This window comes from Pseudomonas edaphica (genome assembly GCF_005863185.1).
GTDB lineage: Bacteria > Pseudomonadota > Gammaproteobacteria > Pseudomonadales > Pseudomonadaceae > Aquipseudomonas > Aquipseudomonas edaphica.
On sequence record NZ_VBVZ01000105.1, the window covers coordinates 1 to 13,966 of the forward strand.

The following is a 13,966-nucleotide window of genomic DNA, read 5'->3' on the forward strand; positions in this document are numbered from 1 at the left end:
GAGCGAGCCGGTAAAACCCACGGCCTGGATCGACGGGTGCTTGACCAGCGCCTCACCGACGCCGCCACCGAAGATCATGTTGAACACCCCCGCCGGCATCTCGGTAGCCTCGGCCGCCCGGATGATTGCATCGGCCACCCGCTCGGCCGTCGCCATATGCCCACTGTGCGCCTTGAACACCACCGGGCAGCCGGCCGCCAGCGCGGCAGCGGTGTCGCCGCCGGCGGTGGAAAATGCCAGGGGAAAGTTGCTCGCACCAAACACCGCCACCGGGCCGAGGCCGATGCGGTATTGGCGCAGGTCCGGGCGCGGCAGGGGTTGGCGGTCGGGCAAGGCTCTGTCGATACGCGCGCCGTAAAAATCACCACGACGCAATACCGTAGCGAACAGGCGCATCTGGCCGCTGGTGCGCCCGCGCTCGCCTTTGATGCGCGCAGCAGGTAATGCCGTTTCGCGGCACACCAACTCGATAAAATCATCCCCCAGCGCGTCCAGCTCATCGGCCACCGCCTCCAGGAACTGCGCCCGCCGCGATGCACTTAATGCCCGGTACGCGGGATAGGCGGCAGCGGCGGCCTTGGCGGCGGCATCCACCTCGGCGGGCGTGGCCTGATAGAAATCCTGAGGCAAGGCCTCGCCGGTGCTGGCGTCGACGCTTTTCAGGGTGATGCTGCCCTGGGCGCTGCGCTGGCCGCCGATGTAGTTGTGGCCGAGAAACGGATTCATGCTGATCTCCTTAAAGGCTGATGACAGTGCCAGGTGCGAACGCCGCCTCGGCGCTGCCGACCCGATTGACCAGCGGCGCGCCGAACTCGGCCTGGCTGATCTCGAACACATCCCCCGGCTGGGTACGTATACCGTCGGCGAATGACAAGGTGGCGGTGCCGAAGAAATGAATATGCACGTCGCCCGGGGTCAGGAACTGGCTGTATTTGAAATGGTGGTACTCGAGGTTTTCCAGGCTGTGGCACATGTTCGCCTCGCCACTGAGAAATTCGCTTTCCCATATCACTTGACCGTCTCGGCGGATGCGGCTGGTGCCGGCCAGATGCTCGGGCAACTCACCCACACGCAACTCCGGACCATAGCTGCAACTGCGCAACTTGGAATGGGCCAGGTACAGGTAATTCTTGCGCTCCATGACGTGGTCGGAGAACTCGTTGCCCACCGCAAACCCCAGGCGGTAGGGCTTGCTGTCACGGCCGATCACATACAACCCGCCGATTTCCGGCTCTTCACCGGCGTCTTCAGCAAAGGGTGGCACCGGGAATGCCTGGCCTGGGCGCACGACAATATTGCCATCGCCCTTATAGAACCATTCCGGTTGCACGCCGGCCTGGCCGGCCGGCGGTTTGCCGCCTTCCACGCCCCATTTGAAGATACGCATGGTGTCGGTCAAGGCACTGTCGTCACCGGCCTGATGCATTTTATCGCGGGCCGAGGCGCTGCCCAGATGCGTGAGGCCAGTACCGCTGATCAGCATGTGCGCGGGGTCGGGATGGTCGAGCGGCGGCAGGACTTTGAGGTCCGCCAACAGCGCGGCGTAGTCGTAACTGTCGCCCAGCCCGAGGCTGTCGACCTGTTGCGCAAGGCCCACACCGGCATCGATGGCGGCCAGCGCCAACTCACGCACGCTGCGCGCGGTGTGCACTTCGCGCAGTGTGTTGCCTTGCACCACGCCGACACGACGCTCACCGTTACGCAATTCGAACTGAACTAAACGCATCAAACTTCTCCAGGATTAAGTACGTGTGGCGCCTCGGGCGCTGGCGGCAAACTGGTCGGCAGGCAGCACATGCTTGCGCTCCAGCACGCGGTACACCACAGCGGTCAAGACCAGCCCGAACACCATGACGCCAGCCAAAAAATACAGGCCCGAAGCCAGGTTGCCGGTGTACTCCTTGAGCGCGCCGATCACGAACGGGCCGATATAGCCGCCCAGGTTGCCCACCGAGTTAATCAAGGCAATGCCCGCCGCCGCACTGGCGCCGGCAAAGAACCGCCCCGGCAAGGTCCAGAACACCGCCGTGCAGGAAAACAAGGCGAATGCCGCCAGGCACAGCGCCGCCATTTGCAGCACCGGCACGCTCAGCCAGGCACTGCAAAACAAGCCGATGGCGCCGAGCACATAGAGCACGGCAAGGTGGCCATAACGATCGTTCAAACGGTCGGAACTGCGCGGGATGATCAGCAGCCCGATGATGCCGAAAATGTAGGGTACCGCCGAGATAAAGCCGGTCACCAAGTCAGTGCCGCCGAACTGTTTGATCAGGGTCGGCAACCACAGGCCCAAGCCATAGATGCTCAAGGTCACCGGCAGATAGAACAGCGCCAGCAACAACACGCGCTTGTCCTTGAGGGCATGCAGCGGGTTGCCGTGGCGGGTCTGGCCGAAGGCTTGCAGGTCCTTGGCCAACTCAGCGGTCAGCCAGGCTTTTTCGTCTTCGCTCATCCAGTTGACCTGCTTGGGGCCGTCCGGCAGAAAGCGCAACACCGGCCAGGTCAGCAGCAACGCCGGCGTGCCGATCACGATAAACAGCCATTGCCAGCCGTGCAGACCAAGGATGCCGTCCATGCCCAGCAGGCCGCCGGACACGGGCCCGGTGATCATCATGGCAATCGGCTGGGAGAGGATAAACAGCCCCAGGATCTTGCCGCGATGGCGCACCGGGAACCACTGGGTGATGTAGTACAGCACGCCCGGAAAGAACCCGGCTTCGGCCGCGCCGAGCAAAAAGCGCATCACATAAAAACTGTGCGGCCCCTGCACAAAGGCCATACCAATGGTGATGGCGCCCCAGGTGAGCATGATCCGTGCAAACCAGCGCCGCGCGCCAAAACGGTCGAGCATCAGGTTGCTGGGGATCTCAAACAGGAAGTAGCCAATAAAGAACAACCCCGCCCCCAGGCCATAGGCGGCATCGCCGATGCCGACGTCGGCGCCCATGTGCAGCTTGGCAAACCCCACCGCCGAGCGGTCCACGTAGGCGATCAGGTACAGCAGGATCAGGAAGGGAATCAGTTTCAGCGTGATACGCCGAACAAGCCGCAGTTCCTGGCTCATGGGGTCGATCTCCGATTGTTGTTTTTATAGAAGCTCGGGGGCTGCCTCTCGCGAAAATCCGCCAGGGTCAAACCTCAATTAAGCTGGACTATATAGTATGACTATTTGCAAAACAACACTTCCAAAGCTGCGTTTTTGCGCTTATGTTTAGGCACATATAGAACATATAGTCATACAATAAGAGAGTCGATCATGCCTGATAAAAAGCCCGCCCTACGCTCCGCCCAGTGGTTTGGCACCGCCGACAAGAACGGTTTCATGTACCGCAGCTGGATGAAGAACCAGGGCATTGCCGACCATCAGTTCCATGGCAAACCGATCATTGGCATTTGCAACACCTGGTCGGAACTGACCCCGTGCAACGCGCATTTCCGCCAGATCGCCGAGCACGTCAAACGCGGTGTGATCGAGGCCGGTGGTTTCCCGGTGGAATTCCCGGTGTTCTCCAATGGCGAATCCAACCTGCGCCCCACCGCCATGCTCACCCGCAACCTGGCGAGCATGGATGTAGAGGAAGCCATTCGCGGCAACCCCATCGACGGCGTGGTGCTGCTCACCGGCTGCGACAAAACCACCCCGGCGCTGCTGATGGGCGCGGCCAGTTGTGACGTGCCGGCCATCGTGGTCACCGGCGGGCCGATGCTCAACGGCAAGCACAAGGGCCAGGACATCGGCTCGGGTACGGTGGTGTGGCAACTGAGCGAGCAGGTCAAGGCCGGCACCATCACCCTTGACGATTTCCTTGCGGCCGAAGGCGGCATGTCGCGCTCGGCGGGTACCTGCAACACCATGGGCACCGCGTCGACCATGGCCTGCATGGCCGAAGCACTCGGCACTTCCCTGCCCCACAACGCGGCGATTCCGGCGGTGGACGCGCGGCGCTATGTGCTGGCGCATATGTCTGGCATGCGCGCGGTCGAGATGGTGCGTGAGGATTTGAAACTGTCGAAAATCCTCACCAAGGAAGCATTTGAAAACGCGATCCGGGTGAATGCGGCCATCGGCGGTTCGACCAACGCGGTGATCCACCTCAAAGCCATCGCCGGGCGTATCGGTGTCGAGCTCGACCTCGACGATTGGACCCGCATGGGCCGTGGCGTGCCGACCATCGTCGACCTGCAGCCGTCAGGCCGTTTCCTGATGGAAGAGTTCTACTACGCCGGCGGCCTGCCGGCCGTGCTGCGTCGCCTGGGCGAAGCCAACCTGATCCCGCATCCGAATGCCTTGACGGTCAATGGCAAGTCGTTGGGCGAGAACACCCAGGACTCGCCGATCTACGGCCAGGATGAGGTGATCCGCACCCTCGATAACCCGATCCGCGCCGATGGCGGTATTTGCGTATTGCGCGGCAACCTGGCGCCGCTGGGCGCCGTGCTCAAGCCTTCCGCCGCCAGCCCCGAGTTGATGCAGCACCGTGGCCGCGCGGTGGTGTTCGAGAACTTCGACATGTACAAGGCACGCATCAATGACCCGGCGCTGGACGTGGATGCCAACTCGATTCTGGTCATGAAAAACTGTGGCCCCAAGGGTTACCCCGGCATGGCCGAAGTCGGCAACATGGGCCTGCCCGCCAAGCTGCTGGCCCAGGGCGTGACTGACATGGTGCGCATTTCCGATGCACGCATGAGCGGCACCGCCTACGGCACGGTGGTGCTGCACGTGGCACCGGAAGCTGCCGCCGGTGGGCCGCTGGCCACGGTGCAGGAAGGTGACTGGATCGAGCTCGACTGCGCCAACGGCCGGTTGCACCTGGATATCCCCGACGCCGAACTGGCGGCGCGCATGGCTGACCTTGCGCCAGCGCAAAACCTGATCGTCGGCGGCTACCGCCAGCTGTATATCGATCACGTGCTGCAGGCCGATCAAGGCTGCGACTTCGACTTCCTGGTGGGCTGCCGTGGCGCTGAAGTCCCCCGGCATTCCCACTAATTGGGATGCTATGATGCCGCGAACCTAAGCCAGAGCCTCCCCGTCGTTATGGATCACCAGCCGCCCAAGCCGCGCAAGAGCCAGCATGCCCAGATCGTTCAGGACTTGGGCATGCACATCGTTTCCGGTCGCTTCAAGCCCGAAGAACGCCTGCCCATGGAAGCCACGCTGTGCGAGGAATACCAGGTCAGCCGCTCGGTGTTGCGTGAGGCGACCCGCGTGCTCAGCGCCAAGGGCCTGGTGTACTCCAAACCACGGGTGGGCGCGGTGGTGCGCCCACGGGTGAAATGGCATTTGCTTGACCCGGACGTGCTGTCCTGGCTGATGCAGTCCACGCCCCACAGCGAATTCTTCAACACCCTGGCCGGCGTGCGGCGCATCCTCGAACCGGAAATCGCCGCCATGGCCGCGACCACGGCCACCGCCGAAGACATCGCCACCATCGAAACCGCCTACCAGGGCATGGAAACCGCCAAGACCCACGATGACCTGCTGCAGGCCGACCTGGACTTCCACCGCGCCATCGCCGACGCGACCCGCAACGACTTGCTCGCCTACATGTGCAACATGCTGTCGTTGCCGCTGCGCGAGTCGATCAACATCACCAACCGCCGTCCTGACATCCAGGGCCTGAGCCTGCCCCGCCACAAAGCGATCCTCACCGCCATCCAGAACCGTGACGCCCTCGGCGCCCGGCACGCCTCGCTGGTGCAACTGGATGACACGCGGGTGGCGCTGGACACGGTGATGAACGTGCTCACGCCGCTGTAAATTGATCGTCTACGCTCAGGGAGTCAGTTCGAGGAACCGGCCATGTGCGGACGACTTTCGCAGTACCGCGGTATTCATGACTTTGTGGCGGCGCTGAGCATGCCCAATGCACTGGCCAATAGCGTGGGCGACCAGCCGCTTGAGCGCTACAACGTGGCGCCAACCACCCCCGTGGCGTTGCTGCACCTGGACAATGATCTTTTGCACGCTGACCCGGTGCGCTGGGGCTGGCGCCCGCACTGGAGCAAAGAACGCCTGCTGGCGATCAACGCGCGTGTCGAGAAGGTCGCGCACGGCGCGTTCTTTCGCGCGATCTGGCCGCATCGCGCAATTGCCCCAGTGGACAACTGGTTTGAATGGGTGGATGAAGGCGACGCGAAAAAACAGCCCTACCTGATTCGTCGCCGCGACGGTGCGCCGGTATTCTGTGCCGCCATAGGCCAACTGCCCGACGCCGATGAGGGCGCGCACGCGCACGATGGCTTCGTGATCATCACCGCCGACAGCGCCGGTGGCATGCTCGATATCCACGACCGCAGGCCGGTGGTATTCACCCCTGAGCTGGCCCGTGAGTGGCTGGACCCGGCCACCTCCCGAAGTCGCGCCGAGCAGATGGTGCTGTTGCAGGGCGACCCGGCAGACGTGTTCGAATGGTTCAAGGTCGACAGTGCCGTGGGCAACACACGCAACCATGGGCCAGCGTTGATCCAGCCGCGCTGAGCACTCATTGGGCGACTGCACACCCGTGCGGATTAATCGGCCTGCCCTCCAGATAGGCCCGGTCCTTGCCATTTTGCTTGGCGCCATACAGGTTGCGGTCAGCGTCCTTAAGCACTGCCGACATCTCGTCCCCCGCCGAAAACCGCGCCATTCCCGCGCTGCACGTGTAATTGTGCGGCGCCGCCACACTGTGCCGGATAGCCTGCAACAAATCCCGTGCGAACTCGCAGGCGACAGCCGGGTCGTCGCCCAACAGCAGCACGCCGAATTCTTCGCCGCCGATCCTGCCGAAACTGTGGCTGCCTTTGGCGGTTTTCAGGCAGGTGGCCATGGCGCAAAGAATGCTGTCGCCCACATCGTGACCATACCGGTCATTTTTGAGTTTGAAACTGTCGATATCCAACATCATGAAATAGCCGCTGTGGCCGCTGGTGATCAACGCGTCAAAGCCCTGCATGAAGGCGCGCCGGTTGAGAATGGAGGTCAGGTAATCCGTCTCTGCCAGCTCGCGAAACTCACTTTCTACCAGCAACACCGAGCGCAGGTTCTTCAAATAGGAAAAACTCAGGATAAAACCGATGGCCACCGACGCGACGCAAAAAATATACAGATAGACCTGGGCATCGCCGTAAATGTCCGCCTGGATGCACGGCCATAAAATCAACCAGACCAACGTGGCGCAGACCAGATAATCCTGCACACTGATAAACAGGATGGCGCTGCTGATCACCAGGATAACCGCCAGCGGCAAGCCAAACAGGCGCAACTCCCCATGCGCGCTGATGACATAGGCAAACCCCACGGACAGTAGCACGACATACACAACCCCGAGCGCACGCCACAGGTAAAAGTGGGGGGTCATGTGGTGCAGTCGACACACCGCCATCAGGCACAGGCTGATCGCCACCAGATATATATCCAGCTGCATGTCCGGATGAATCAACAACACCCCGAGCCAGGCAATAATCCCGATTAACTCGGCCTGGGTGACCGCTGGCGACAGTAACCGGCGCATCCGTGGCCTTAACTTCAAGTTAGCAGGCATCCCTTTCCCCTCTTTCAACCGCGTGCAGGCCAACCGCAAATGAAAACGCCATAAAGCGTCTTACCAGGCAAACAAAAGCGGGCAGCACTTCCAGCTTTTTTTTCGCATGCACTTTGAAATAGCCCTTCTCGACACCCTCCCGGACCATTCGAATAATATGGGTTTTTGATACCGACAGCTGCTGGGCGAGCGCAAGATAAGATGACGATTTGAAGGTCATGCGCTCGTTTTCCGGTGAAAAAGCATCGTTATATATCGCCAGCATCAACAAATGGCCTGCATCTTTCTTCACCAGCCAAAAACAGTCGGGCAGCAACACATCAACGGTCATTTCGTCGGCCAGGATCTGAGCGAATCCTTTGAAATAAAGGGCTAGAAAACTGCGGTCGTCCATCTCGCGCATCGTTCGAAAACGCTCCTTCTCAGGGCACATCAGCGCCAGTGAGTCGGTAATCGACGTCAGCATCAGCCGCACTTCCCGGCAGGCTTCATCCGAGGGCGCATACACCCTGAACCGGCTGTCCTCCGGGTGTGCGTCGACCACCATGAACCCCAGCGCCCGAAACAGCAGGAAGATCGACTCCAGGCTGTTTCTTGAGCAATACCCCCGCGCCACACAAAAGGCTTTCACCTCGCAAAGCAAGGCTGTCGGTTTGGAAAAGTACTCGCTCAACAGTGCAAATGAGACCATCAAACGGCTGTATTTCATTGCACTTTTGTAGAAAAACGGGCGTTTCGAGTAAGGGCCAAGAAGCACCTGATAATGTGCCCGAATACAAGATTCAAAGTCCTCATGACGTTCAAGTGCTTGTGCAGTATTACCGATATCCAACTTTAACGAACTGACACGCATGAAAGAACCCTGATCAACCAACTTCATCCCACTGATCTAGACTACAAAGTTCACGTAGTCAGGTCCCAAAACAAATCACGTCGTAAAACGGCCCCTGATGGCGCTTTGCCTTTGGGGTCAATGTACAGTGATTGCCGCGTGGCACAGCATCATTACCAAAGTTGTTCCAACTGCACTTCCTGGGCTATTTGCTAACGCGCAAGCGGTGAACTTGCTTGAAATAGCAGTGCAAAGATTGCGTGTGAAGCAGAGCCAATAAATGGCGCCAGAAATATGACCGCGAACCTTTCACCGCCCCCGGGCGTCCGAGCTAGGGTATTTATTGCCCATTGCTCGCCGTGAGGTCCTCGCTTGAAAGCCGCCATCATCAAAAAGTACCGCCTGATTATCAAAACCATGGGCTATGTGGGTTGGGCCTTGTTCTGGCTGTTGTTGTGGGATGTGGCCGTCACGGTCGATTTCATGTTGTTCCTGACCACCAAGATCAACTTGCCGCTGATGCCGCTGACCCTGCTGGGGTCGGCGCTGGTGGTGTTGATCAGCTTTCGTAACAGCAGCGCCTATAACCGCTGGTGGGAAGCACGCACGTTGTGGGGCGCAATGGTGAATAACTCGCGTAGTTTTGCACGTCAGGTACTGACGTTGCTGGATGACTCCAGCGGCGAGGTAAACCCGGTCAAGGCCACCCTGTTGCGCCGCCATGTGGCCTATGTGAATTGCCTGGCGGCGCACCTCAAGGGCCGCCCGTGCCCGGATGAAGTACGTGCGTTTATCCCCGCCGAAGAGTTTGCGCGCAATGGCGCCACCAACAACTTTGCCAATGACATCCTCACCGGTTCAGCGACGTTGTTGGCCCGCGAATACAAGGCCGGGCACCTGGACAGTATTCGCCTGGCGCGGCTGGAGTCGACACTGGTGGACCTGTCCAACGCCCAAGGCGGCATGGAGCGAATCGCCAATACGCCGCTGCCCTACCCTTACGTATATTTCCCGCGGCTGTTTATCTCGCTGTTCTGCCTGATCGTGCCGGTGGGCCTGGTTGAATCCCTGGGCTGGTTCACCCCGCTGGCCTCGACCGTGGTGGGCTTTATGCTGCTGGCGATCGAACGCATCGGCACTGACTTGCAAAGCCCGTTTCATTCCAGCGAACACCAGATCCAGATGGAAACCATCTGCGAAACCATCGAGAAGAACCTGCAGTCGATGCAGCGGGATGCGCTGGCTTAAGCTCAAGGTGCTTTTTAATTCAAGAACCTATCATTTTTACCAGTGCCCCTGACGCGCGGTTTTGACTAGCCTGTAGCGCATCTATCCAAGGAGGCACACAGCATGCAGGTTCGCGAAGGTTATGCCGATTTCCGTGGCTACCGGACATGGTTCCGGGTCACCGGCGATTTGAGTTCCGGGCGCTTGCCCTTGATCGTCGCGCACGGCGGCCCCGGCTGCACCCATGACTACGTCGACAGTTTCAAGGACCTGGCCGAAACGGGGCGCGCGGTGGTGCACTACGACCAGTTGGGCAATGGCCGCTCCACTCACCTGCGCGACGCATCCGCTGACTTCTGGAACGTGGCGTTGTTCCTGGCGGAACTGGACAACCTGATCGAGCATTTGGACATCAGCGACTACGCGCTGCTGGGCCAGTCCTGGGGCGGCATGCTTGGGGCTGAACACGCGGTACGCCAACCCGCCGGCTTAAAGGCATTGATCATCGCCAATTCGCCCGCCTCCATGGACCTGTGGTGCGCCGCCGCGAATGAGCTGCGCCAGGCATTGCCCACCGAAGTGCAGGCCACCCTGCTGCGCCATGAGGCGGCAGGCACCACTGACAGCGCCGAGTACCGCGCAGCCTCGGATGTGTATTACGCCCGCCACGTCTGCCGCGTCCAGCCGGAGCCCGATGAAGTGCTGCGCACCAATGCCGCCATCGAAGACGACCCGACCGTTTATCACACCATGAACGGCCCCACTGAATTCCACGTGATCGGCAGCCTGCGCCACTGGAGCATCATCGAGCGACTGCCACGCATCCAGGTGCCGACGTTGTTGATCTCCGGGCGCTTTGATGAAGCCACACCCGCCACGGTACAGCCGTTTGCCGATGGCATCCGCGACGTGCGCTGGCAGATTTTTGAGCAGTCGAGCCATATGCCGCATGTCGAGGAACGTGAGGCGTGCATGGCGTGTGTGGGGGCGTTTCTGGCGCACGTGGAGCAATAGCCAGATTGAGCTTTGTGGCTGACGCTCTACACTAAAGTCAATGTGGAATGGGGCTGGTGTGGGAGCTGGCTTGCCTGCGATCACATCAACTGGGTGTACCTGATGTACCGAGGTGTCTGCATCGCAGGCAAGCCAGCTCCCACAGTTGGTTTTAGTCGCTGGGGACATCTGTGTTCGCATCGGCGCCCTGCGAACCAGGGTTTTGCTGTTGTACCCACATTTGTAAAAGACTATTACGCAGCACAATGTACTAACTGGTTACTTATATTGCTAAAATCGCGTCTTTGCCCTCTCACCTTCGAGTCCTGTCGACATGAAAAGAGCATCGCGCGCCGCTGGCGCCTCTAGATTTCTCCTGCTGGGCCTGGGCGTGGTTATCGCCCTGCTCGGCGTAGCGCTGGCTGTGGGCGGCGCCAAGCTGGTCAGCCTGGGCGGTTCCTGGTACTTCCTGGTCGGTGGCGTGGCCATGGCCGTTTCCGGCATGTTGATCGCGCGGCGCAAGCCGGCGGGCGCCTGGCTGTTCGCCGCGTTCCTGGTTGGCACCGCCGTGTGGGCGATTGCGGACGTGGGCCTGGTGTACTGGCCGCTGTTCTCGCGGCTGTTCATGTTTGCCGTGATCGGCCTGGTGGTGGCGCTGGTGTATCCGCTGCTGGCCGGCCGACCGGCGCGTGGCGCCTATGGCGTTGCCGCCGTGCTGGCCGTCGGCGTGGCGTTGGCGGCGGGCAATATGTTCGTTGCACACCCAAGCGTTGCGCCCACCGGCAAAGGCCCTGGCGTCACGCCAGTGGCCGCCGCCGATGCGCAGAAGGACTGGGCGCATTACGGCAACACCGAAGGCGGCAGCCGTTTTGCGGCGCTGGACCAGATCAACCGCGACACGGTCAATAAGCTCAAAGTGGCGTGGACCTACCACACCGGCGACGTGGCGATCAGCGACGGCAACGGTGCCGAAGACCAACTGACGCCCCTGCAGATCGGCAACAAGGTATTCATCTGCACCCCGCACAACAACCTGATCGCCCTGGATGCCGACACCGGCAAAGAGCTGTGGAAGAACGAAGTCAACGCCAAATCGGCGGTCTGGCAGCGTTGCCGTGGCATGGCGTATTTCGATGCCACTGCGCCGATTGCCCAGCCAACCCAGCCAAACAGCTCGCCGATCATTGCTGCCAGCGTACCGGCCGGCGCGCAATGCCAGCGCCGCTTGCTGACCAACACCATTGATGCGCGCCTGATCGCAGTGGATGCTGACACCGGCAAGTTCTGCGAAGACTTTGGCACCCACGGCCAGGTGGACCTCAAGGCCGGCCTGGGCAATGTACCGGACAGCTACTACCAGCTGTCCTCTGCGCCCTTGATCGCCGGCACCACCGTAGTGGTCGGCGGCCGCGTGGCAGATAACGTGCAAACCGATATGCCCGGCGGTGTGATCCGCGGCTTCGACGTGATCAGCGGCCAGATGCGCTGGGCGTTCGACCCGGGCAACCCCGAAGACAAGCAAGCCCCGGCAGCCGGCAGCACTTATGTACGCAGCACGCCGAACAGCTGGGCACCGATGTCTTATGACCCGCTGATGAACACGGTCTTCCTGCCGATGGGCAGCTCGTCCACCGACATCTACGGCGTTGAACGTACCCAACTGAACCACAAATACGGCGCTTCGGTGCTGGCGCTGGACGCCTCTACCGGTGCAGAAAAGTGGGTGTACCAGACCGTCCACAATGACCTGTGGGACTTCGACCTGCCGATGCAGCCGAGCCTGATCGACTTCACCCCACCGGGCAGCGACAAGGCCGTGCCGGCGGTGGTGATCGGCACCAAGGCCGGGCAGATCTATGTGCTCGACCGCGCCACCGGCAAGCCGCTGACCGACGTGAAGGAAGTACCGGTCAAGGCCGCCAACATCCCCAACGAGCCTTACTCGCTGACCCAGCCTAAATCGGTGGGCATGCCGCAGATCGGCGCGCAGACGCTGACCGAATCGGACATGTGGGGCGCCACGCCGTTCGACCAATTGCTGTGCCGTATCGACTTCAAGGGCATGCGCTACGAAGGCCTGTACACCGCGCCGGGCACCGACAAATCGCTGAGCTTCCCGGGTTCTTTGGGCGGCATGAACTGGGGCAGTATTTCCACCGACCCGGTGCACGGCTTTATCTTCGTCAATGACATGCGCCTGGGCCTGTGGATCCAGATGGTGCCGTCGCAGAACAAGGCCCAGGCCGCGTCCGGTGGTGAAGCGCTGAACACCGGCATGGGCGCCGTGCCGCTCAAGGGCACGCCGTATGCGGTGAACAAAAACCGCTTCCTGTCCGTGGCTGGCATCCCGTGCCAGGCACCGCCGTTCGGCACCCTGACGGCCATCGACATGAAGACTCAGCAGATCGCCTGGCAAGTGCCGGTGGGCACTGTTGAGGACACCGGCCCGCTGGGCATCCGCATGCACCTGCCGATCAAGGTCGGCCTGCCGACGCTGGGCGGCACCTTGTCGACCCAGGGCGGGCTGATCTTTATCGCCGGCACCCAGGACTTCTACCTGCGCGCCTTCAACAGCGGCAACGGTGATGAAGTCTGGAAAGCCCGCCTGCCAGTGGGCAGCCAGGGCGGCCCGATGACCTATGTGTCGCCAAAAACCGGCAAGCAGTACATCGTCATCACCGCCGGCGGTGCTCGCCAGTCCACTGACCGTGGCGACTACGTAATCGCCTACGCCCTGCCGTAACGCCCCCTCTGTTCGCGCGGTGCTCTCCTGCACCGCGCGCGCCTTTCTATACATGCCGTTTGGAAGACCCCGCATGACCCTCACTTCTCCTATGCCCTTCGGCCGCCTGGCGCTGGGCCTGGCTTTGGCTGCCGCCCTGCCCGTTCAAGCCGACGACACTACCCTGACCGGCGACTGGGGCGGCCTGCGCCGTGAACTCGACGAGCAAGGCATCCGCTTCACCGGCGACTACAGCGGCGAGACCGCCTACAACGCCGACGGCGGCCAACACCGCTCGGCGCGCTACTCGCAAAACATCAAGCTCGGTGTGCAGTTCGACCTCGGCAAGCTCTACGGCTTCACCAACGGCGACCGCATTCAGCTGACCATCAACGACCGGCGCGGCAACAGCGCCTCCGAAGACCTGGTAGGCAACCGCCTGCCGATCCAGGAAAACTATGGCGGCCTCTACACCCGCCTCACCGAGCTGAGCTACGAGCGCACGCTGTTCACGCCCGCGCTGAACATCAAGCTCGGTTACATGGCGATGGGCAACGACCTCGGCGGCCTCGACAGCGGCATCCTGTGCAACTTCATGAACGCCGGTTTCTGCGGGCACCCGCTGAACATGTCCGGCGGCAGCGGCTGGACCAACTACCCGAA

General features: G+C 61.3%; 12 protein-coding genes. 7 read left to right on the plus strand and 5 right to left on the minus strand.

The genetic code is table 11. The annotated features are described in order from the left end of the window. The 3 genes from FEM54_RS09460 to FEM54_RS09470 all read right to left on the minus strand — a co-directional run. Positions 1-726 (minus strand): aldehyde dehydrogenase family protein (locus tag FEM54_RS09460; RefSeq protein WP_138450590.1); only part of this gene is annotated, 726 nt, incomplete at its 3' end. Between the two features lie 10 nt (positions 727-736). Further along, positions 737-1,726 carry an AraD1 family protein gene (gene araD1 / locus FEM54_RS09465; RefSeq protein ID WP_099547905.1) on the minus strand — a complete coding sequence of 330 codons (990 nt, stop codon included), beginning with the start codon at positions 1,724-1,726 and terminating at the stop codon, positions 737-739. Positions 1,727-1,741: 15 nt separating this feature from the next. Then, positions 1,742-3,064, minus strand: a complete 1,323-nt coding sequence (locus tag FEM54_RS09470) for an MFS transporter (RefSeq protein WP_138450592.1) — start codon at positions 3,062-3,064, stop codon at positions 1,742-1,744. A 192-nt stretch (positions 3,065-3,256) separates the two neighbouring features. Here FEM54_RS09470 and FEM54_RS09475 point away from each other — a divergent pair, with 192 nt between their 5' ends. The 3 genes from FEM54_RS09475 to FEM54_RS09485 are packed head-to-tail and all read left to right on the plus strand — an operon-like array spanning position 3,257 to position 6,484. Beyond that, positions 3,257-4,993, plus strand: coding sequence for an IlvD/Edd family dehydratase (locus tag FEM54_RS09475; protein ID WP_017136520.1), 1,737 nt, complete (start codon positions 3,257-3,259; stop codon positions 4,991-4,993). A 48-nt stretch (positions 4,994-5,041) separates the two neighbouring features. Next, on the plus strand, positions 5,042-5,764 hold the full coding sequence (locus FEM54_RS09480; RefSeq protein ID WP_138450594.1) for a FadR/GntR family transcriptional regulator: 723 nt from the start codon (positions 5,042-5,044) through the stop codon (positions 5,762-5,764). A gap of 42 nt (positions 5,765-5,806) precedes the next feature. Then, on the plus strand, positions 5,807-6,484 hold the full coding sequence (locus tag FEM54_RS09485) for an SOS response-associated peptidase family protein (protein WP_138450596.1): 678 nt from the start codon (positions 5,807-5,809) through the stop codon (positions 6,482-6,484). A gap of 4 nt (positions 6,485-6,488) precedes the next feature. Here the strand turns inward: FEM54_RS09485 and FEM54_RS09490 are convergent, their stop codons facing one another. Together FEM54_RS09490 and FEM54_RS09495 are read right to left on the minus strand one after the other, a co-directional pair. Then, on the minus strand, positions 6,489-7,529 hold the full coding sequence (locus FEM54_RS09490) for a GGDEF domain-containing protein (RefSeq protein ID WP_171045814.1): 1,041 nt from the start codon (positions 7,527-7,529) through the stop codon (positions 6,489-6,491). Continuing rightward, positions 7,519-8,409, minus strand: a complete 891-nt coding sequence (locus FEM54_RS09495; protein WP_138450600.1) for a hypothetical protein — start codon at positions 8,407-8,409, stop codon at positions 7,519-7,521. The genes FEM54_RS09490 and FEM54_RS09495 overlap by 11 nt, the downstream gene beginning before the upstream one ends. 324 nt (positions 8,410-8,733) lie before the next feature. Here FEM54_RS09495 and FEM54_RS09500 point away from each other — a divergent pair, with 324 nt between their 5' ends. From FEM54_RS09500 to FEM54_RS09515, 4 genes are all read left to right on the plus strand, one after another. After that, entirely contained in the window at positions 8,734-9,609 is an 876-nt protein-coding gene (locus FEM54_RS09500; RefSeq protein WP_138450602.1) for a bestrophin family protein, read from the plus strand. Between the two features lie 102 nt (positions 9,610-9,711). Continuing rightward, positions 9,712-10,602: a proline iminopeptidase-family hydrolase gene (locus FEM54_RS09505; protein WP_138450604.1), complete on the plus strand. Its 891-nt coding sequence runs from the start codon at positions 9,712-9,714 to the stop codon at positions 10,600-10,602. A 313-nt stretch (positions 10,603-10,915) separates the two neighbouring features. Further along, entirely contained in the window at positions 10,916-13,324 is a 2,409-nt protein-coding gene (locus tag FEM54_RS09510) for a glucose/quinate/shikimate family membrane-bound PQQ-dependent dehydrogenase (RefSeq protein ID WP_138450606.1), read from the plus strand. Between the two features lie 73 nt (positions 13,325-13,397). After that, on the plus strand, positions 13,398-13,966 hold a 569-nt coding region (locus FEM54_RS09515), incomplete at its 3' end, for a carbohydrate porin (protein WP_138450608.1).